Source organism: Leuconostoc fallax KCTC 3537, assembly GCF_000165675.1.
Classification (GTDB): Bacteria; Bacillota; Bacilli; order Lactobacillales; family Lactobacillaceae; genus Leuconostoc_B; species Leuconostoc_B fallax.
Genome location: NZ_AEIZ01000003.1, coordinates 1 through 18,691 on the forward strand (window position 1 = coordinate 1; position 18,691 = coordinate 18,691).

Genomic DNA, 18,691 nt, shown 5'->3' on the forward strand with positions numbered 1-18,691 from the left:
TNTNTTTTTATTTATTATTATTTACCAAATAACTTACCAATTAAGTTATCTTTTTTACCTGTTGCTAATGCTTGTTCCTGTTGTTGCCTAACTTCTTCTGGTGTTGGCGTGGCATAAGTTAAATATGTCAGGCGTTGCCAATGTGGTCGTGCAATCAATAGTGCTGGTGTTGTATCTGCGATATTTTTGGCATCAGGTAGTTCTGTAATATAATCTTCTGGTTGTTCAATTGCCCAGTCGTCATTAATTTGTATCCGATGTGTCCAATCAGCATCTTGTTGTGAAAGAAATTTTTGGGGGTCTAAAATAACATCACGACTAATGATAGCACGACTCCTTTTAAACTGCTGTTGATAGTAAAGGGCAGCATAACTTGAAATTGGGCCATAACCGACAAATTCGACATGCCGGGCATTAGCCTTTTTGCGATTATCGTTGATTTGATTGATAATCACTGATTGATTTTCACGGAAGAAACCAGCAAATGGTAAACTGCTTGCCAGATACATCACGGCTTGCTGTGTCGTTTTGATCCATTGATCAGGATAATCTGTATTTGAAAATTCTGGTTCGGTGAAAATGACGCGCAGTGTTTTACTTGTGATTGTGTCAGGTAGAGCTAACTGAGTATAGAGTTGATTGCCAATGAGTTGATCATTGGCACGAAGATAGCCTTGCTGTTTAGGTCTCAATAAGAAATCATGAAAGACAAATGAACCAGTTCCTGCTGAAACTAAACTAATTGTGTAATAATTATAGTCTTCAGGAACCGTAAAGGTGACAGTATCACTATTTTGGCTAAAATTAGCTAACTCTTGACCATTATCATCATAAAAAGCAATGACAAGATAAGCAAAAATATGTGAACCACTTTCGAGATGACGTTCAATTTCGTATTCGGTATGCCGCATTAAAGGCGGTAAATCAGAAATACGATGGGCTGTTGAAAAAACATGTTGTGAATGCCAAATGGCAATTGGACGACCACTTGGTAAAAAGTTGTTTTCATAGTAAACATGGTCAATACCTTGAAAATTCACTGTTGCGCCTTGTAATTCTAATAGTTGCGTTTGTGCTGTCCAATAAATATGATATTGCATATAATTTCTCCAAACGATTAATGACGTAATTGATCACGCATCAAAACTAGCATGCTACTCATAAACTGAAGCATTTCTGGTATTTTTTCGGTATGCCCGCCGTGTTGCACAACATGTTTCAATGGCGTATGTTGTTCGGTTAAGAAATGTAGCAATTCAGGTAAACTTTTACCATCGTAATCATCTTGATCCATTGAAAATAATGCGATGGGTATCGTTGACCATGGCGCGTCAATGATGTGATGCCAAAGTTTATTATTAATAGCAGCAGTATCACCTTTTGACATTTGCCCAGCCAAATAACGGCGTAGATCTAGTGTCCAGTCTTGGTTGAACTGATGTGGGAATTCTTTGTCTTCGCTTAATGTACCCAAATTGACTATTGGTTTAGCAATGATTAAGGCAGCTGGATTGATGTCACTAGCATAATAAATTGCAGGATAACTACCCATACCACAGCCACTCAGAATAATATCTTTATTCGTTAAGCCAAGGTCCAACATTTTGCTCTTAATGATGGCGAGTATTGTTTTCTCATACTCAGCTGAACCAATGTGAAAAGCGCCACCTTGTAAACGTGAATCAGTAAAAATTAAGTAAGGCATTCCCAATTCATTAAGTTGCGAGACCATATCAAAGTGTATGGCATGACGATCCATATCAGAAAAATAGACAACAAGGGGCTTTTGACGATCGCCCGGATTGAAATAACTTAAAATTTCTTCATTTTCAGATGTTAATTGCCAGTCACTGCCTGGCAATAGGTGACCTAAGCCGTGACGAGAGCGATACTGATGTAAAACATTGAGGTCTAGTGTACCATTACCCATACCAAGGACGAGAATTTGATAATGATGATAATCGGCGAGGCCACCAACTGTTGACAGTGTTCTCAAATCAGCGCCACTGATCATTTGTGTGTCAATTAAAGTATCATTGGCATCGAAAAACAAAAACTTGAGGGCGACGGTAGCTGTGTCTGTTGCCTCGTATTCTAACCACGTAACATTATCTTGATGTGGTGTAAAATCTGTGGGGAAAGTCAGGAGGGTACCAAGTTGTTGCCATTGCTCTCCTAAATCACCACTAAATTGAGCTGAAAAGCGGCCTTGCCGTTGAAAATGGATTGTCGGCTGATAGCGCGGGATGAATTGACTTTCACTAAATGTTGTATTGAAACTTTGTTGACCTAGATATAAATCACATATGATGCGCGTAGCAATAGCATCGGGTTTTGTGTCTTCAAAATAAAAAGCACGTCGTTCTGTCAAAATATCCTTTAGTGCAGTTGAAATGTCTTGCGTTAAGTAAATGACGCGATAGGCTGGCCAATCCCGAATCTGTTCAGTCAATAAAGTACTGTCGATGTGCGCATCAGTTAGCAGTACATAATCCTGTTCAAGACGATAAGGATCTGTTTGCTTGATTAAGAAATCAGGGAGATTACTAATTGTGGTGTAATGCCAATCGAAACGATTATTCAGTTGATTGGACCAATTGTCAGAACCAATTTGGAGGATGGAAATTTTATTTTGCATCATGTTCCTCATTATGTCGTGTATTGAGTAGCGTTTGCCATTGTTGTCCCAATTTTGTTGTGTTGTAAATATCGCTTATCCTGTCAGATTGAGCCGTGGCAAACTGCCAGTTATCCATATTATCGAGATAGAAGGTTACAGCGGCCGATACATCCTGAAGATTGTCAATGACTTTCCCGTTTTTATCTGGTGAAAGATAGGGGGTTGTTTGTCGCACAATTTGAGGAATATGATCATCCAAGGCGGTTACTTGTAAGAATTCGTTAGGTGTTTGACCTAAATCTAAAAGTAAGTAGGCCGAACGCATGAAATGTTGGCGTTGGGTACGGCGTTGTTTGGGTAACACTAAAAAGCGGTTAAGATAATCTTGCCGCTGACTATCGTCATCACTCACTTGTTGATTAACGTGCAAAATCATATCTGTTATCATTTTAGCGGGTAACGGTGATTCAATAATTACAGTTAAATCTAAGTGTTGATAAGCTAATGCCATAAGCTGCACGAGCACTAGTTCTTGTTCTTCAAAAGACAGGTCTTCATTTAACCAGTAGATAGTTTTAAATTTAGCTTGTTGGCTTAAATGAAATTGGGTCGCATACAGTGGAATATAGGTTAATCTTTTGTTAGTAGACTTATCTAATGTATTATAAACGTTGGTATCATGCGTGATGAACTGCTGTACATTATCGGGTAATTGGTCTGGGACAGTGTGTAACGTATAGATAATATTGTGTTGTGATAAGTAGGGGATGAGCTGATCATTGTGGTTACTTTGAGTCACAATGACGGTATCTTCTGATGATAAATGCGCTAAGTATTGACGTGTGACAATGTTCAGTAGCGTATCTAAATCACTGAAGTGTTGCTGGTTTTCCCATTCCTGAGCAGTATGAATATCCTGCAGTTGATTATTATCATAAGTTATTTGCATAGCGATTTGTCCGCTTGGCGTTAGAAAATCAGTACGCTTAACTTGATAACTATTATAATGATTGATACGCGAAATAAAACCACGATCATCAATCATAATTTGTTGATTCAGTTCCTGATTAACAAAAAGATCAATGTAGTCTAATTCTGACAAGTTGGGACTAGTTAGCCATGCTGTAGCATAATGTTCATCATTGACATCGATTAAAATACGATCGCGCAGATAAGTAAATTGTGCATAAGGTGGCCAAGAGAAATCACTTAACGACAGTGGCTGTGGCTGTGTTAGTTTGATTTGTTGAATGGTGTCAAAGGCAGACCAATAATGGGCGCGTGCACTGTCATTTTCATGTAGTAATGCGCGTAGTTTGGGGACGTATGCTTGAATAATTAATGAAATATCATGTCCTTGAGATAACAGAAGTTGTGTCTCGTTAATTGAAGTGTCAAAAGAAAGTGTTTCGGCATCATCAATCGGCCAATGCGTTAGAATGTGAATCGTCATGAAGTGTCCTCACTAGAAAGCAATTTAGCGTTACTTTAATTTTATAACAATGATGTTGTAGATTAAAGTAGAATGACGCGTGCAGATACAAAAATAATGTGAGTTATTGTAAGCTCACATTATGCATGTTTATGATTAACAGTGACATCAATTGCTTGTTTAATCACATTATTAAAGTGTTGTGCCGTTAAACTGTCAAGCCCAGCACGTGTTGAGCCACCTGGAGAAGCTACGATATTCATCCATTCTTGTGGTGAACGTTGGGATTGCTGCAACATCTGACTTGATCCGAGTAAAGTTTGAAGTGTGATGTTTTGGGCTGTTTGTGCATCTAATCCATTTGCCACACCAGCCGCAATTAAAGCATCAATAAAATTAAAAACATAAGCTGGGCCAGAACCGGCAATTGCTGAAAAAGTAAGGAATTGTTCTTCAGGTAGTACGTTAACAGTGCCTAACTTTGTGTAAAATTGGGTAGTTTTTTGCTGATTATCCACAGTGACATTGTGACTGAAGGCAATCGCTGTGCAGCCTTGATTGATTGTTGAATTGACATTAGGTAGTGAACGTACAAGTTGGGCATCAGGGAGTACCTGGTGTAATTGTGTTAAAGTAACACCAGCTAATACGGAAATCGTTAATTTGTCTTTAAAATGTGCAACATGATCGGTTAGGATTGTGGCTAATTGCTTGGGTAAAAAGGCAAGGACGACAAGGTCACTTTGCTCAATGGTTGTTGTTAAATCAGCAGCCACGATGTCCAAATCATTTGATAGTTTTGTTGCACTACTTGGTGAAGACACAATAATATCATGTGTCGCAACGCCGTTTTTGATTAAACCTTTAATCATTGCTTGTGCCATGTTACCAGCACCAATAAATCCATATTTCATTAGTATTCTCCATCTAATTGCAGTTATCTAGTACTCAAATCTAGTCTACACTGACTAAAATAGAATCACAAATAACTCGAATTCAATTTATATGTTCATATCTTAAAAATAACCAATAAAAAAACCAGTATTAAACTGGCTTTTTGTTTTAATGATTACTTTGTTGAAGGGATCTCTTCAGATTTGCCCTTTGCCCATTGTTGCAACTTTGCAATAGCTGCTTGGCGTTGTTTTTTAGCGCTGCTATGCCCAACCTTGCGGGCACGTGCAAATGAATTAAGCGGCTTCTTTAGTGCCATGAGGTGTGCTCCTTTTTAAATGTTTTTCATACAAATAATCATTATACGCTACAGTATTGTAAAAAACAAGTGTTACAATAGTTTTATGGAAAAATGGTCAAATAAAAAATTGAATTATTTCGTCAACAACTACTCAATTGGTATGATACTCAAGGACGCGCTAATTTACCTTGGCGTAAAAATCATGAACCTTATCGCGTACTTGTTTCTGAAATTATGTTACAGCAGACTCAAGTGGATACAGTACTACCTTATTTTGAACGCTTTATGTCGACATTGCCAACAGTTAAAGATTTAGCTGATGCAGATGAAGACGTGGTTTTAAAATTATGGGAAGGACTAGGATACTATTCACGCGCGCGTCATTTACAGAAGGCGGCACAATTTTTGACGTATGAATGCAATGGTGTCTGGCCAACAACAGCTAAAGATTTACAACAATTACCTGGCGTGGGGCCTTATACTGCAGCAGCGATTGCAAGTATTAGTTTTAATGAGGTGGTACCCGCAGTTGATGGTAATATGTTTCGGGTGTTTAGCCGCCTATTAAAGATAGATGATGATATTGCACGACCCAAGACGCGACAAGTTTTTTATGATGCAATTCTACCAATCGTTGATCCTGTGCGACCCGGTGATTTTAATCAGGCAATTATGGATTTGGGATCCAGCTATATGACAGCTAAAAATCCAGATAGTGAGCATTCACCAGTTAAAGACTTTAACCAAGCTTATTTAGATGATGTTGAAATGAACTATCCGGTGAAGTCTAAAAAGGTTAAAGCCATTAGGCAAAAATTTTTGGCATATATATATGAAGAAAATGGCGCGATTTTATTTGAAAAGCGTCCTGATAGCGGTTTGTTAGCTAATTTTTGGACGTTTCCGTTATTACAGCAACATGATGATTTTGATGTGAGCGATATTACACAAGGCGAATTGTTGAATATTAAACCGATTACTCATATTTTTACACATAGACGATGGGAAATTTGGTTGGTAAAGCGAGAACATCTGCCTGAAAAACAATCTAATCAGCGTTTTTTAACCTCAGAAGAGTGGCAGCAATTAAGCCTACCTACTGTACAACATAAGCTATTGAAAAGCTTGGAGGAAAATAATGTTTACAAATGAGCGCCATAAACGACTGTTCTTTTGGACAATTGAACTATTAGCTATCGCAATATTGGTATATGTTGTATCGCGTTTTTGATTTTCTAATGCGACCTATTTCTGTATTTATATCAACGGTGTTTGTACCAATTGTGTCTGCTGGCTTTTTGTATTATGTTTTAAAACCAATCCTTGGATTAATCGAAAAAATTAAAATTAAGGGGAAAGCCATACCACATCGATTGGCTGTAATCATGACTTTCCTGCTATTCATTGGTGTTATTGTGTTAGCCTTAGCTTTGCTAGTGCCAACACTGGTTAAAGAAATCAGTAATTTGATTACAGCATTGCCAGCGTTTGTGAATGACTTGCAAAAATTTGTGAATGAACTGACAGCAGAACGTTGGTTTAGAGCGTTGGATTTAAATGTTAATGTAGATCAGATTAAAGGGACTGTTAGCAAATATGCTGCATCCGTATTAACGGGGACAGCTAGTACTTTAGGAGTTGTCATCTCAACCGTGACATCAGTTACAATCAACATCGTCACGATTCCAATCGTATTGTTTTATATGTTGAACGATGGTGATAAATTAGTACCAACACTGAAGAAAAATTTTGCCAGTCGTCATGCGGATAATATTGAAGAATTGACAGATAAGATGGATCGCACGATTGAACGCTATATATCAGGACAAGCGATTGAAATGTTATTTGTTGGGATCGCAATGGCTATTGGTTACTTAATTATTGGTCAACCATACGCTTGGCTATTAGCGGTAATTGCAGGAATTACGAATATTGTGCCATATATCGGCCCTTGGTTAGGTGTGATACCAGCATTGGTAGTGGCATCAACACAATCAATGCAGCAGGTGATTTTTGTAATTATTGTAATGACCATTGTACAGCAGATTGATGGTAACTTTATTTATCCAAATGTCATTGGTAAAAGTTTGAAGATTCATCCATTGACAATTATGATTCTATTGATGGTTGCTGGTAATTTATGGGGCATTGTCGGAATGATCTTGATTGTACCGGTTTATGCTGTAATTAGAGAAATTGTGAAATATGCTTTGAAATTACACCAACTCACAAAAAATGTTGAGCAAATTAATAAATACAAGCCATAGTCAAATTTATCGTGAAATATATTGACACTATGTCTGGTTCTTGTTATTCTATTATAGTTATAGAATAACATTGCCGTTGTGGCGGAATTGGCAGACGCGCTGGACTCAAAATCCAGTGGTGGCAACACCGTGTGGGTTCGACTCCCACCGACGGCATAATTAAAAGAGGTTACCGAAAGGTAACCTCTTTTTTTGCATTAAAAAATGCGATGCAGAATCTAAAGCATACTTGCATCGCATTTGCCCGATCAAATTGACCGCTTTTCCTGTTAAGCGGCCAATTCGATTGAGCGTTTTCCGTTAGAATTACTCAATAGAATCGACCCCCTTTCCTAGATTGACTATATTATCTAATGTACGACTTATTTTGTCAATTTATACGTGACGTAACTGATACAGCATACTAAAGGTGTAGGCTGATTGACTAATAAACAGTATGCTGCCGACATACAGAATAAGTCCTTTAATGATCATAATTTGATGATTTATTGGGAAATGTGTCGGCCAGTTCATTGTGAAGGGGACACCGAGTATGAAGATTAAAAAGAGAAAGAGTGCAATGAACGTCATACCAATTAAAACGAAAGTGATAATTAGCATAAGTCGAATACTTTTTAAGTTAGCTATGTTTTCACGTTCATCTTGAAAACGATCCAGTGAAGAAAATTTTTTATAGAAGCTAATGTGATGCTTTTTCTGCTGTGAATTATTAATAGTAGTGATTAAAAGTAAAGATAATAACAAAATAGTCACTACCCACAGAGGAATGTAGCTTTCGATACGTAATTGATTGGCCGTCGAATGATTTTTCAACCCTAGCATAACGATGAAAAAGAGACCAAAGCTAAATATAGCAGTCAGATATTCGTAAAAAATAATTTTTGGCGTGGTCATGAGCTAGTTTCCTAATAATTTTCTGAATTTTAATAACATTTCCAAGTGAGAAATGAGAATAATCAGCCCCATTGATAGTGCAAAGTAACCTGAATATATAAAGTGAGAACTGCTTATTTTAAGAAGTGGACCAACAATAGTACTTTCTAAAATGGCAATACTCATTACTAGTGGCCATAGAAGGTTAAATGCGTAGGACTTGGCACGCAACATCATATTGTACTCACGTTCATCTGCAAATACTATACCGTTATTGCTTAATTTACTTTCGTCATCAATCAGATATTCTTTGTTACCATATAATTGCCATTTGTGTTTGAGATAAAAAGGCAAGAAAAGCATATTAGATAAAAATATAATACACAATATTGTCAAAATAGTTATATTCCAGATTTTTGGATGGGGTAAATATGATATTTCAATAATTATTAAGCTAGTACCAACTAATGTTAAAAACAGAGCGAAGTTGAGTGGTACGATATTTCGTAATAACAAATAATGCCAGGTATCATGACGTGATGTATTCATAGATTCTCCTTGTGCCACAAAAAGAGTTCATCAACACGAACTAATAAAATACTAGCTAATTTAAATGCCAACTCTAAGGAAGGATCGTACTTATCATTTTCAATAGCATTGATTGTTTGACGAGTAACGCCAGCTGCTTGTGCTAGTTCATCTTGAGAAAATTTCTGTGCCTTTCTCAAAGTTTTTATATTATTTTTCATAAAATAAGTAAAACATGTTTGACTAAAAATGTCAAAGTTGTTTTACTTTTTATGTGTTTAATAGATTGGTAAAGCGTTTTCAATTCGTTTAAGATACAATATATATAGAAGAAAACAATGAATTGGAGACGGACAGATGCATAAGACACCTATTATTTTTGATACAGATCCTGGTATTGATGATGCAGCAGCTATTTCAATTTTATTAACAAATCCTGCATTTGATGTGAAACTCATGACGAGTGTCGCTGGTAATGTGACTGTTGATAAGACAACTACTAATATTTTGAAGTTAGCCCATTTTTTAATCGTCAAGATATTAAGGTTGCTAGAGGTGCTGAAAAGCCACTCGTTAAAAAATTTGAAGATGCGAGCCATATTCATGGTGAATCCGGTATGCCAGGCTATGATTTCGGTGAAGTACAGACAACTATTCTTGATCTATCAGCAGTAGATGCGATGGTTGAAGTATTACAAAGCAGTCCAGAAAAAGTAACAGTCGTTGCAGTGGGTGCTTTTACCAATATTGCTAATTTGATAACCCAACATCCAGAAGTGATTTCAAAAATTGAACGTCTTGTTGTAATGGGTGGTAGTTTATCGGGCGGCAATATGACATCAGTAGCTGAATTCAACGTCTTTACTGATCCAGATGCCGCTAAAATTGTATTTAATAGTGGTTTAGATATTACGATGATTGGCTTAGATGTCACATTAAAAGCACTTATCAGCGGTGACACAGTTGCAAAATTGCAAGGCGCCAACGAAACGGGACGCATGCTCACAGCGATGATGGCTTTTTATGGTGATAACGAAGAGACTGGTAAGCCGATGCATGATGTGAACACGCTATATTATTTGCTACATCCTGAGAGCTATCAACTCGTAGATTATTGGGTTGATGTGGTAACAGATGGACCGGCAATTGGGGGAACAGTTGCTGATATACGTCATGCTTATCATGATAAACATAATGTTCATGTGGCACTCGGAGTTGACCGCCCTGCATTTGAACAATGGTTTATTGCAGCAATTGGTCAGATTTCCGACGAACAAATAAATATGGGAAAAGTTGAAATATAAGCGCTTTTTGGGTATTCTAGTATTAGTTATATCTAGCGCTTTTTTATTGTGCGCAAAAACCAAAAATTGAGGTAAAACATGACGGTTGAAGCGTTTGTTGCGGCATTGAAAAAAGCCGGTATTCTTTTAACAGAAACACAAGTTAAACAATTTCATCAATATTATGAACTTTTAGTTGAGACAAATGAACATGTTAACTTAACAGCGATTACAGAACAGCATGAAGTTTATCTAAAACATTTTTTTGATTCATTAACGGTGGCACAATATGTGACATCACTACAAACCACGAATCAAACGCTTATTGATGTGGGTACCGGAGCGGGCTTTCCTGCATTACCCCTTAAAATTGCTTTTCCACAATTACGGGTAACATTAGTTGACGCTCTACAGAAACGCGTGCGTTTCTTAAAAACGGTCGTTGAAGCATTAGGTTTGGATCATGTGACAATCGTGCATGGTCGTGCGGAAGACATCGGCCAAGAGCAACGTTTTCGCGAGCAATTTGATTATGCAACAGCCCGTGCGGTTGCTAGAACCAGTGTTTTAGCTGAATATACACTACCATTTGTCAAGATTGGTGGTCAGTTATTGGTGATGAAGGGTGCAAATGCACAGCAAGAATTAGGAGATGGTGAAAAAGCCTTACATACATTAGGTGGCCGGTTCAAAGAAGCGTTTGATTTTCAGCTACCAAATGGTGATAAACGCTTTATTCAAATCATTGATAAAGTACAAAAGACACCTAAAAAATATCCGCGCCAGGCTGGAACACCCAATAAAAAGCCAATTCAATAATGATAGGGTGCCAACAATTCAACTTTTGGAGTAATTATGACGAATCAAATAATCGCGCTGGCTAACCAAAAAGGTGGTGTCGGCAAAACAACGACAAGTATTAATTTAGGAGCAGCGCTCGCCCAAGCAGGCAAGCGTGTTTTGTTAGTGGATATAGATGCCCAGGGTAATGCAACGAGTGGGTTAGGTGTCGATAAGTCAGAAGTTGAGCATGATATTTATGATGTTATTGTGGATCAATTACCCATTCAAGAGGCAATCATTGCGACTGACAATTATGATTTAGTCCCTTCAACGATCCAACTTTCTGGTGCAGAAATTGAATTAGCTAATCAAGATGCACGTGAAGATCGTCTAAAACAAGCTCTCAACACGGTGCGTGATAATTATGACTTTATCTTGATTGATAATCCACCAGCATTAGGTTTACTAACAGTGAATGCTTTTACGGCAGCAGATGCAGTGCTTATTCCAGTGCAAACGGAATTTTATGCATTAGAAGGCCTTGGTCAATTATTAAATACGATTGAATTAGTGCGACAACAGTTTAATCCAGAATTAGATGTCGCGGGTATTTTGCTCACAATGTATGATGGTCGTACAAATCTTGCAAAGCAAGTGGCACAAGAAGTGCGCAGTTACTTCAGTGATAAGGTCTACGATACAATGATTCCGCGTAATGTTCGCTTAAGTGAAGCACCATCATATGGACAGGCAATTATTGATTTTGATCCTCGTTCAGTTGGCGCAAAAGTCTATACACAACTTGCGCAGGAGGTTATTGCACAATATGGCGATAAATAACAAAAAAGTGGTTTGGGCAAAGGCATGGGTAGCCTATTTAACAAAAACATGAAGGCGGTTGTGGAGCATAAAGATGATGCAACTGCTAACAATGAAAATGTTGTTTTACTTGATTTAAAAGTTATTCGACCCAATCCATTTCAACCACGGCAACGATTTGATCAGGATAAGTTAGAAGATTTGGCTCGTTCCATCAAACAAAGTGGTGTTTTGAGTCCAATTGTTGTCCGTCAAAATGGACAAGAATATGAAATCATTGCAGGAGAGCGTCGTGTAAGGGCTTCTCGTTTAGCCGAGCAAGAAAATATTCCTGCTATTGTGCGTTCACTTGAAGATGCAGACATGATGGAAATGGCCATCATTGAAAATTTGCAGCGTGATGATTTAGATGCCATTGAAGAAGCGCAAGCTTTTCAAGCTTTGATGACGCAATTAAATTATACACAAGCACAGGTGGCTGAAAAGATTGGTAAAGACCGTAGTGCTGTAGCGAATGCCGTTAGACTTTTGAAGTTACCTGTATTGGTACAAGATTTCGTTCAAGAAGGACAATTAACAATGGGGCATGCCCGTGCCTTGCTCGGATTAAAGAAAAGAGCCAGATTGAACCTGCAGCAAATGAAATTATCAAACGTGGCTTCAATGTGCGACAAGTCGAAGCAATGGTTAATCAGTTGAATACTGAACCTAAGACAGTAACATCTAAAGTGCCTTCTCCGTTTACAGTAGCACTAACTTCTGAATTAGAAGAAAAATTTGGTACTAAAGTTAAGATAGATGCACATAACAACGGCAAAGGTAAGATTGAGATTGCTTACATGTCACATGATGATTTGAATCGTATTTTAGATGTATTGAATATTGATATCAATTAATAAGTAGGTGGAATATGACACCCATTGAATATAAATTACATGACATTGTTGAAATGAAAAAGCCGCATGCGTGTGGTGCGAATGCTTGGGAAATTATACGTGTCGGTGCAGATGTTAAAATTAAGTGTACAAATTGTGGCCGTGTCGTGATGATTGGGCGCTTTGATTTTAATAAGCGAATTAAGAAAATTTTGAAGTCGGTAGAAGAAAGAGAGCAATAATCATGGCATTAACAGCTGGCATTGTTGGTTTACCAAACGTTGGGAAATCAACCTTATTTAATGCAATTACTAAAGCAGGCGCTGAAATGGCGAACTATCCGTTTGCCACTATTGAACCTAACGTGGGGATGGTTGAAGTACCAGATGCACGTTTGGCACGTATTCAAGAGATGGTACCAGCCGATAAAATCATTCCGACGACATTTGAATTTACAGATATTGCCGGTATTGTAAAAGGGGCCTCTCAAGGTGAAGGTTTAGGTAATAAATTCTTAGATAATATTCGTCAAGTGAATGCCATTGTTCATGTTGTCCGTGCGTTCGATAATGATGAAATTATTCATGTTAATGGTGTTGTGAACCCGTTGGATGATATCGACACAATCAACACAGAATTAATTTTGGCCGATTTAGAAACGATTGATAAGCGCTTTTCACGTGTTGAAAAGCAGGCTAAGAATGCCAAAGATAAAGATGCCATTGCTGAATTAGCAGTGCTTGAAAAGATTAAGCCAACGTTAGAATCTGGTAAATCTGTCCGAACATTGACATTTAACGAAGAGGAACTACTCATTGTTAAGGGATTGTTCTTATTAACATCAAAGCCAGTTTTGTACGTTGCTAATATCAGTGAAGATGATATGAGTAATCCGGAAGCTTCTGATTACTTCAAAACAATTCAGGAATTTGCAGCAACTGAGGGTGCGGATGTCATTGGGTTATCTGCGAGTGCTGAAGAAGAAATTGCACAATTAGATGACGATGAAAAAGGTGATTATTTGGAATTAGCAGGTATCGAAGAACCTGGCTTGAACAAATTAATTCGTGCAGCTTATCATTTGCTAGACTTAAGAACTTTCTTTACAGCAGGTGGTAAAGAAACACGTGCCTGGACATTTAAAGCAGGTATGAAAGCACCGCAAGTGGCAGGTGTGATTCATTCTGACTTTGAACGTGGCTTTATTCGTGCCGAGACGATTAGTTTTGATGATTTGGATCAGTACGGTTCAGTGAAAGCAGTACGTGAAGCAGGCCGTTTACGCTCGGAAGGTAAGGAATATACTGTACAAGACGGTGATATTATTGAATTCCGTTTCAACGTTTAAAAAGCACCAATCACGGTGTTGCGATATTGATTTACAAGGTGTCATAATCGTGTGTCAATAAGACACCGTACATATTTGGAGGACGTTATGTCAGAGAAAAAGAAAAGCGCCAACTTACTAAGAAAAATGAAGAATTCATTTTTCAATTCAAAAACACTTAGCGAAAAGTGGCAAGTTGGATGCTGAACAAATAGAAAAAGTAGTGGTTGAGGTAGAAGACGAATTACTTGCGACGCAACATACAGGGCGTACAGCACAACAACTATATGGCACACCAACCTTAGCAGTACAAAAGTATCTTGATCCAAAACGTCATGCGAAAAAGTTACACGATTTTGGATTTCTGCCATTAGCCATTGATACCATATTAGTTATTTTTATGTTATTTGCTTTCGTCTTTGGGGTGACTTTGTTCTTCTCGAAAGAAAACAATGCTGGTGCGGGTATTTTGTCCTTGTTAACAATTGCAATTTTGGGTGGTACAGTTTACACATACGCCTTGCTTAAATTAACACCGAATCCAGACGAACAAAAACCCACGGTTAATAAGGGAAAACGTTGGTTATTCCTTGCTGGTGCAATTGTTGTGTGGTTGCTTGGATTTGTTATTGTTGGTATCATGCCACCAATCATTAACCCAACATTACCACCAATCGCTTACATTATTTTAGGCGCATTAGCCTATGGCGGCTTTTACTATAATCGTCAAAAGAATGGCTTGAAAGGCAATGGCTTCTTTGCTATTGGGCAGCTATCAAACCAATCTCGTTTTGAAGCACAACAAAAAATAATCAGAAGTAAGGTGAGGTTTTGTTATGAAAATTCTAGTTGTTGATGACGATAATGAAATTGCCGAACTGCTTGAAATTTACTTGAAAAATGAAGGTTATGAACCAGTGATGGCTTCAGATGGTAAAGAGGCTTTATCAAAACTCAATACCAATCCTGATACGAGTTTAATGATTCTGGACGTTATGATGCCCAATATGAATGGTTTAGATGTTGTGAAGACCGTTCGTAAGGACAGTCGTATTCCTATCTTGATGTTGTCAGCTAAGTCTGGTGATATGGATAAGATTCAAGGACTTATTACAGGTGCTGATGACTATGTTACTAAGCCTTTCAACCCGTTAGAAGTTATGGCACGTGTACGCTCGTTATTACGTCGCGCGGAAAATGCTGTTCAAGATAAGGCACCAGATGTTTTAGATATTGGGTCTTTAATTATTAATAAAGATAGTCATGAAGTGAAAACAGTAGCAGGTGATTTGGTTAATCTAACGGCATTAGAGTTTGGCATTTTATATTTACTAGCATCACATCCAAATCGTGTATTTTCAGCAGATGATATTTTTGAAAAAGTTTGGCAACAAGAAAGTGTTGTTTCAGCTAAAACGGTAATGGTTCATGTATCGCATTTGCGCGATAAGATTGAAGAAGCAACTAGCGGCGATCAAGTGATTCAGACTGTTTGGGGCGTTGGTTATAAGATAGAAGTCAATTAATCATGACAATCAAGCATTTTTTAAACAACAGCAAACAAAGATTTATTATGGCAGCGTAACCTTTGTGTTAGGCTTGCTTTTTAGTTGGGCACTTATTTCGGTTAATGCGATTGTAATGATGCCACGGCGTGAATTGATGTGGTTTTATTTGGTGCCACTTCATTGGCTCACATGGATTGGCTTAGTTATTGGCAACGCGCTTATTATAATATGGCAGGTGAGAATTTATAGAAGAACTGTAAGCTTAGATCGTCTCATAGAAGATTTAACTAAAATTGCTGATGAGGGGCCCGATATCGCGGTTGATTGGAATGCACCGTTTGCACCGCGAACGCAAGCGTTAATTAATGTTTCTAATCGGATTGCTGAGACGACAGCACACCTTAGGGCTGAGGAACGTGCCAGTGAGCAATCTAAAGATGAAATGATTACAAATATTTCTCATGATTTAAGAACACCATTAACTGCGATAATTGGTTATTTGGGGCTAGTTGAAATGGGTGATAGGTTAAGTGAAGCTGATAGACGTAAGTATATTCACACAGCTTATGATAAATCCAATCAAATGAAGTCTTTGGTGGAAGATTTGTTTGAATTTTCTAAAACACAAACTTCAGATGCGGTTTTAAATATTAATCAGCTGAGTTTGAGTGACTTATTTGCGCAATTATTAGCGAGTTATGAAATTGATGCACGGGATAAAAATATCGAGCTCATGCAATTAACCGAACCTAATTTGATTATTATGGAGGGCGATTCTGATAAGTTAGCACGAGCATTAATGAATTTGATTATCAATGCGTTAAAATATGGTGAAGGGGCAACCTTTATCAAGTTGACCGCTCAAGTGAGAGGGGACCAAGTTGAGATTAGAGTCAGCAACAATGGTGTACCAATTCCGCAAAAAGATCTCAAAGATATCTTTGACCGCTTTTATCGTGTTGAAAGTTCACGGAGTAGTAAAACTGGCGGTACTGGCTTAGGACTAGCAATTGTGAAAGGTATCATTGAACAACATGCTGGTTCAATTTATGCACAGTCAAATGATGAAATTACGTCATTTGTTATGACCTTGCCATTGACACAGCGGAGGACTGTATGAGAATTATAAAAACCATGATTACAATCGGTATTGTCTTGTCATTAATACCAACGACAGCTTTTGCTGCAGAAACGACAACTGCCGCACCAATATCATTGGATAAAATGAATGTGCGTTCGGCAATGGTTATTGATTTGACTAGTGGCCAAATTATTGGTGAGAAGAATGCGGATGAACAAGTACCGATTGCCTCACAGAGTAAAATGCTAGTGGCGTATGGCGTTTTAAAACAAATACAAGCCGGCAAAATTAAATGGACAGATAAAGTACCAATTACAAAGTATTCGGATTTACACGATCAAGATGCTAAGTTATTTAGTCATATTGCAATGAAGACGGGTGACAAAATACTATTGCGTGATTTGTATAATGTTATGATGACGCTTTCTGCTAACGATGCTGCTTTTGCCCTAGCTGAATACATCACACCTAAAGGGCAAAAAGTTCAAACAACCTTACAAGATTTGGCGAGTGAACTGAATTTAAAAGGATCTAAATGGTATAACGCAGCAGGTCAAAAAATAGTGATGCCTTTGCGAATCAATTAGCCAATGTACCGGACACAGCTGAAAATACAGCCAGCGCTAGGCAATTGGGAATGATGATGTGGCATCTCTTAAATATGAATTCACGAATTATTGAATTGGATCAATTACCAAATATTTCTTATACGATGTCTGGCGGTTATGTTGTCCAAGAAAAGATAGAACACTGGTACGAAGTGATGAATCAAATGCCTAATTATAGTAATCCCAAGAAAATTAATATATTAGGTGGAAAAACTGGCTCCACACCAGAAGCAGGTGGTAGTTTTACTGGTATTTTAGAAGATAAATCAGGACATCGTTTTCTATCCATTATTAATGGTGCGGGCGATTATCAAAACAAACCATTGCGCTACCAAGAAGCGATTAATGCGGTTGCTTTAGTATTAGATCAACGGTATCCACATACGTTTAAATCCGGTCAAAATCTAACTAATCCAGCTGCTATTAAGTTACCGGCTACTAAGCAATTTACATTACCAGTTCAAGTGGCTAAGACAAAAGTATTTTGGACAAGTGATAAAGATAATTTGACTACTCAGGCGACAACTTCAGATTGGCAACCACATCTTAAATCAGTCAAAAAAATCAACCTGTGGCTACTGCTAAAGTTAACTTAAAAGGTGCACATTTTTTGAATGTTAAGCCAGCTGAACATGGTCAATTAAACCTATCTGCTAAGACGTCAGCATCCCCTACGAATTGGTTTGTAAAGACTTGGCACCAATTATGGCATTAAATTTTACATGAGATACGTTTCGCGAGCGTGGCGGTTGCGGTATAATGAAATAGTTAAATCAAACACAAACTAAGGAGTTATATCATGGCTAAGTTAGTATTAATCCGTCACGGTCAGAGTGAATGGAATTTGAAGAACTTGTTTACAGGTTGGGTTGATGTCAACTTGAGTGAACAAGGTGTTGAAGAAGCTAAGGAAGCTGGACGCAAGTTGAAGGCTGAAGGTTTGGAATTTGATCAAGCCTACACATCAGTTTTGACACGTGCCATTAAGACTTTGCATTTTGCTTTGGAAGAATCAGACCAGTTATGGATTCCTGAACAAAAGTCATGGCGTCTAAACGAACGTCACTATGGCGACTTGCAGGGACAAAATAAAGCTGCTGCTGCTGAAAAGTGGGGCGACGAACAAGTGCATATCTGGCGTCGTTCATACGATGTTTTGCCTCCAGCACAACCTGAAGATGCAGAATTTTCAATTGCTGGTGAGCGTCGTTATGCTGACTTGGATCCAAAGACTGTTCCAAATGCTGAAAATTTGAAGATTACTTTGGAACGTGTTCTACCATTCTGGCAAGATGAAATTGCACCAAAGTTGCGTGAAGGTAAAAATGTTATTATTGCTGCTCACGGTAATTCATTGCGTGCTTTAACAAAGTATTTGGAAAACATTTCAGATGAAGATATCTTGAATCTTGAAATGGCTACTGGTGAACCAGTTGTCTATGATTTGGATACAGACTTGAACGTTACAAATAAGAAAATTCTTGAGAAGTAA

At 37.9% G+C, this 18,691-nt stretch carries 17 protein-coding genes, 1 tRNA gene and 5 pseudogenes; 15 read left to right on the plus strand and 8 right to left on the minus strand.

Going from position 1 to position 18,691, the window contains the following annotated elements:
• Positions 1-17: 17 nt before the first annotated feature.
• The 5 genes from asp3 to LEUFL_RS12910 all read right to left on the minus strand — a co-directional run bounded on the left by asp3 (position 18) and on the right by LEUFL_RS12910 (position 5,265).
• Positions 18-1,100 carry an accessory Sec system protein Asp3 gene (asp3, locus tag LEUFL_RS0100960; RefSeq protein WP_010006884.1) on the minus strand — a complete coding sequence of 361 codons (1,083 nt, stop codon included), beginning with the start codon at positions 1,098-1,100 and terminating at the stop codon, positions 18-20.
• Between the two features lie 17 nt (positions 1,101-1,117).
• The gene (asp2, locus tag LEUFL_RS0100965) at positions 1,118-2,638 is read right to left on the minus strand and encodes an accessory Sec system protein Asp2 (RefSeq protein WP_010006885.1); all 1,521 of its coding nucleotides are present in this window, start codon (positions 2,636-2,638) and stop codon (positions 1,118-1,120) included.
• On the minus strand, positions 2,628-4,073 hold the full coding sequence (gene asp1, locus LEUFL_RS0100970; RefSeq protein WP_010006886.1) for an accessory Sec system protein Asp1: 1,446 nt from the start codon (positions 4,071-4,073) through the stop codon (positions 2,628-2,630). The genes asp2 and asp1 overlap by 11 nt, the downstream gene beginning before the upstream one ends.
• A 119-nt stretch (positions 4,074-4,192) precedes the next feature.
• Positions 4,193-4,966 (minus strand): pyrroline-5-carboxylate reductase, encoded by a 774-nt coding sequence (gene proC, locus LEUFL_RS0100975; protein ID WP_010006887.1) that lies wholly within the window; start codon positions 4,964-4,966, stop codon positions 4,193-4,195.
• A 155-nt stretch (positions 4,967-5,121) separates the two neighbouring features.
• On the minus strand, positions 5,122-5,265 hold the full coding sequence (locus LEUFL_RS12910) for a hypothetical protein (protein ID WP_010006889.1): 144 nt from the start codon (positions 5,263-5,265) through the stop codon (positions 5,122-5,124).
• A gap of 85 nt (positions 5,266-5,350) precedes the next feature.
• On the opposite strand from LEUFL_RS12910, the pseudogene mutY reads away from it, so the two are divergent.
• The 3 genes and pseudogenes from mutY to LEUFL_RS0101000 all read left to right on the plus strand — a co-directional run bounded on the left by mutY (position 5,351) and on the right by LEUFL_RS0101000 (position 7,670).
• Positions 5,351-6,399 (plus strand): annotated as a pseudogene (mutY, locus tag LEUFL_RS10805) (A/G-specific adenine glycosylase).
• Positions 6,386-7,514: pseudogene (locus tag LEUFL_RS0100995) on the plus strand (AI-2E family transporter). The pseudogenes mutY and LEUFL_RS0100995 overlap by 14 nt, the downstream one beginning before the upstream one ends.
• A gap of 72 nt (positions 7,515-7,586) precedes the next feature.
• Positions 7,587-7,670 (plus strand) — tRNA-Leu (locus LEUFL_RS0101000).
• 219 nt (positions 7,671-7,889) lie between these two features.
• Here LEUFL_RS0101000 and LEUFL_RS0101005 read toward each other — a convergent pair.
• From LEUFL_RS0101005 to LEUFL_RS0101015, 3 genes are read right to left on the minus strand one after another with little or no spacing between them, the layout of a single operon-like run.
• The gene (locus LEUFL_RS0101005; protein ID WP_010006894.1) at positions 7,890-8,408 is read right to left on the minus strand and encodes a hypothetical protein; all 519 of its coding nucleotides are present in this window, start codon (positions 8,406-8,408) and stop codon (positions 7,890-7,892) included.
• A gap of 3 nt (positions 8,409-8,411) precedes the next feature.
• A complete protein-coding gene (locus LEUFL_RS0101010; RefSeq protein WP_010006895.1) occupies positions 8,412-8,936 on the minus strand; it encodes a hypothetical protein in 525 nt (174 codons plus the stop codon).
• Positions 8,933-9,136: a helix-turn-helix transcriptional regulator gene (locus LEUFL_RS0101015; RefSeq protein ID WP_010006896.1), complete on the minus strand. Its 204-nt coding sequence runs from the start codon at positions 9,134-9,136 to the stop codon at positions 8,933-8,935. The genes LEUFL_RS0101010 and LEUFL_RS0101015 overlap by 4 nt, the downstream gene beginning before the upstream one ends.
• 136 nt (positions 9,137-9,272) lie before the next feature.
• Here LEUFL_RS0101015 and rihC point away from each other — a divergent pair.
• From rihC to LEUFL_RS0101070, 12 genes and pseudogenes are all read left to right on the plus strand, one after another.
• Positions 9,273-10,219: pseudogene (gene rihC / locus LEUFL_RS10810) on the plus strand (ribonucleoside hydrolase RihC).
• 78 nt (positions 10,220-10,297) lie between these two features.
• Positions 10,298-11,017 (plus strand): 16S rRNA (guanine(527)-N(7))-methyltransferase RsmG, encoded by a 720-nt coding sequence (gene rsmG, locus LEUFL_RS0101025; RefSeq protein WP_010006897.1) that lies wholly within the window; start codon positions 10,298-10,300, stop codon positions 11,015-11,017.
• Between the two features lie 36 nt (positions 11,018-11,053).
• On the plus strand, positions 11,054-11,821 hold the full coding sequence (locus tag LEUFL_RS0101030; RefSeq protein WP_010006899.1) for a ParA family protein: 768 nt from the start codon (positions 11,054-11,056) through the stop codon (positions 11,819-11,821).
• Positions 11,822-11,845: 24 nt separating this feature from the next.
• Positions 11,846-12,696, plus strand: a pseudogene (locus LEUFL_RS10815) (ParB/RepB/Spo0J family partition protein).
• A 14-nt stretch (positions 12,697-12,710) separates the two neighbouring features.
• Positions 12,711-12,917, plus strand: a complete 207-nt coding sequence (locus LEUFL_RS0101040; RefSeq protein WP_010006901.1) for a DUF951 domain-containing protein — start codon at positions 12,711-12,713, stop codon at positions 12,915-12,917.
• A gap of 2 nt (positions 12,918-12,919) precedes the next feature.
• A complete protein-coding gene (gene ychF / locus LEUFL_RS0101045) occupies positions 12,920-14,023 on the plus strand; it encodes a redox-regulated ATPase YchF (protein ID WP_010006904.1) in 1,104 nt (367 codons plus the stop codon).
• Between the two features lie 71 nt (positions 14,024-14,094).
• A pseudogene (locus LEUFL_RS10820) lies at positions 14,095-14,858 on the plus strand (DUF1129 domain-containing protein).
• On the plus strand, positions 14,839-15,528 hold the full coding sequence (locus tag LEUFL_RS0101055; protein ID WP_010006909.1) for a response regulator: 690 nt from the start codon (positions 14,839-14,841) through the stop codon (positions 15,526-15,528). The pseudogene LEUFL_RS10820 and the gene LEUFL_RS0101055 overlap by 20 nt, the downstream one beginning before the upstream one ends.
• A gap of 64 nt (positions 15,529-15,592) precedes the next feature.
• Positions 15,593-16,630, plus strand: coding sequence for a sensor histidine kinase (locus LEUFL_RS0101060; RefSeq protein WP_010006911.1), 1,038 nt, complete (start codon positions 15,593-15,595; stop codon positions 16,628-16,630).
• Positions 16,627-17,178 (plus strand): D-alanyl-D-alanine carboxypeptidase family protein, encoded by a 552-nt coding sequence (locus tag LEUFL_RS12315; protein WP_050792557.1) that lies wholly within the window; start codon positions 16,627-16,629, stop codon positions 17,176-17,178. The genes LEUFL_RS0101060 and LEUFL_RS12315 overlap by 4 nt, the downstream gene beginning before the upstream one ends.
• A gap of 50 nt (positions 17,179-17,228) precedes the next feature.
• Entirely contained in the window at positions 17,229-17,795 is a 567-nt protein-coding gene (locus LEUFL_RS12320; protein WP_050792558.1) for a D-alanyl-D-alanine carboxypeptidase family protein, read from the plus strand.
• A gap of 203 nt (positions 17,796-17,998) precedes the next feature.
• The gene (locus LEUFL_RS0101070; RefSeq protein ID WP_010006912.1) at positions 17,999-18,691 is read left to right on the plus strand and encodes a 2,3-diphosphoglycerate-dependent phosphoglycerate mutase; all 693 of its coding nucleotides are present in this window, start codon (positions 17,999-18,001) and stop codon (positions 18,689-18,691) included.

Coding starts and splice junctions, on each gene's coding strand:
- asp3 (WP_010006884.1), bottom strand. CDS start 1,100: ATGCAATATCATATTTATTGGACAGCACAAACGCAACTATTAGAATTA.
- asp2 (WP_010006885.1), bottom strand. CDS start 2,638: ATGCAAAATAAAATTTCCATCCTCCAAATTGGTTCTGACAATTGGTCC.
- asp1 (WP_010006886.1), bottom strand. CDS start 4,073: ATGACGATTCACATTCTAACGCATTGGCCGATTGATGATGCCGAAACA.
- proC (WP_010006887.1), bottom strand. CDS start 4,966: ATGAAATATGGATTTATTGGTGCTGGTAACATGGCACAAGCAATGATT.
- LEUFL_RS12910 (WP_010006889.1), bottom strand. CDS start 5,265: ATGGCACTAAAGAAGCCGCTTAATTCATTTGCACGTGCCCGCAAGGTT.
- LEUFL_RS0101005 (WP_010006894.1), bottom strand. CDS start 8,408: ATGACCACGCCAAAAATTATTTTTTACGAATATCTGACTGCTATATTT.
- LEUFL_RS0101010 (WP_010006895.1), bottom strand. CDS start 8,936: ATGAATACATCACGTCATGATACCTGGCATTATTTGTTATTACGAAAT.
- LEUFL_RS0101015 (WP_010006896.1), bottom strand. CDS start 9,136: ATGAAAAATAATATAAAAACTTTGAGAAAGGCACAGAAATTTTCTCAA.
- rsmG (WP_010006897.1), top strand. CDS start 10,298: ATGACGGTTGAAGCGTTTGTTGCGGCATTGAAAAAAGCCGGTATTCTT.
- LEUFL_RS0101030 (WP_010006899.1), top strand. CDS start 11,054: ATGACGAATCAAATAATCGCGCTGGCTAACCAAAAAGGTGGTGTCGGC.
- LEUFL_RS0101040 (WP_010006901.1), top strand. CDS start 12,711: ATGACACCCATTGAATATAAATTACATGACATTGTTGAAATGAAAAAG.
- ychF (WP_010006904.1), top strand. CDS start 12,920: ATGGCATTAACAGCTGGCATTGTTGGTTTACCAAACGTTGGGAAATCA.
- LEUFL_RS0101055 (WP_010006909.1), top strand. CDS start 14,839: ATGAAAATTCTAGTTGTTGATGACGATAATGAAATTGCCGAACTGCTT.
- LEUFL_RS12315 (WP_050792557.1), top strand. CDS start 16,627: ATGAGAATTATAAAAACCATGATTACAATCGGTATTGTCTTGTCATTA.
- LEUFL_RS12320 (WP_050792558.1), top strand. CDS start 17,229: ATGATGATGTGGCATCTCTTAAATATGAATTCACGAATTATTGAATTG.
- LEUFL_RS0101070 (WP_010006912.1), top strand. CDS start 17,999: ATGGCTAAGTTAGTATTAATCCGTCACGGTCAGAGTGAATGGAATTTG.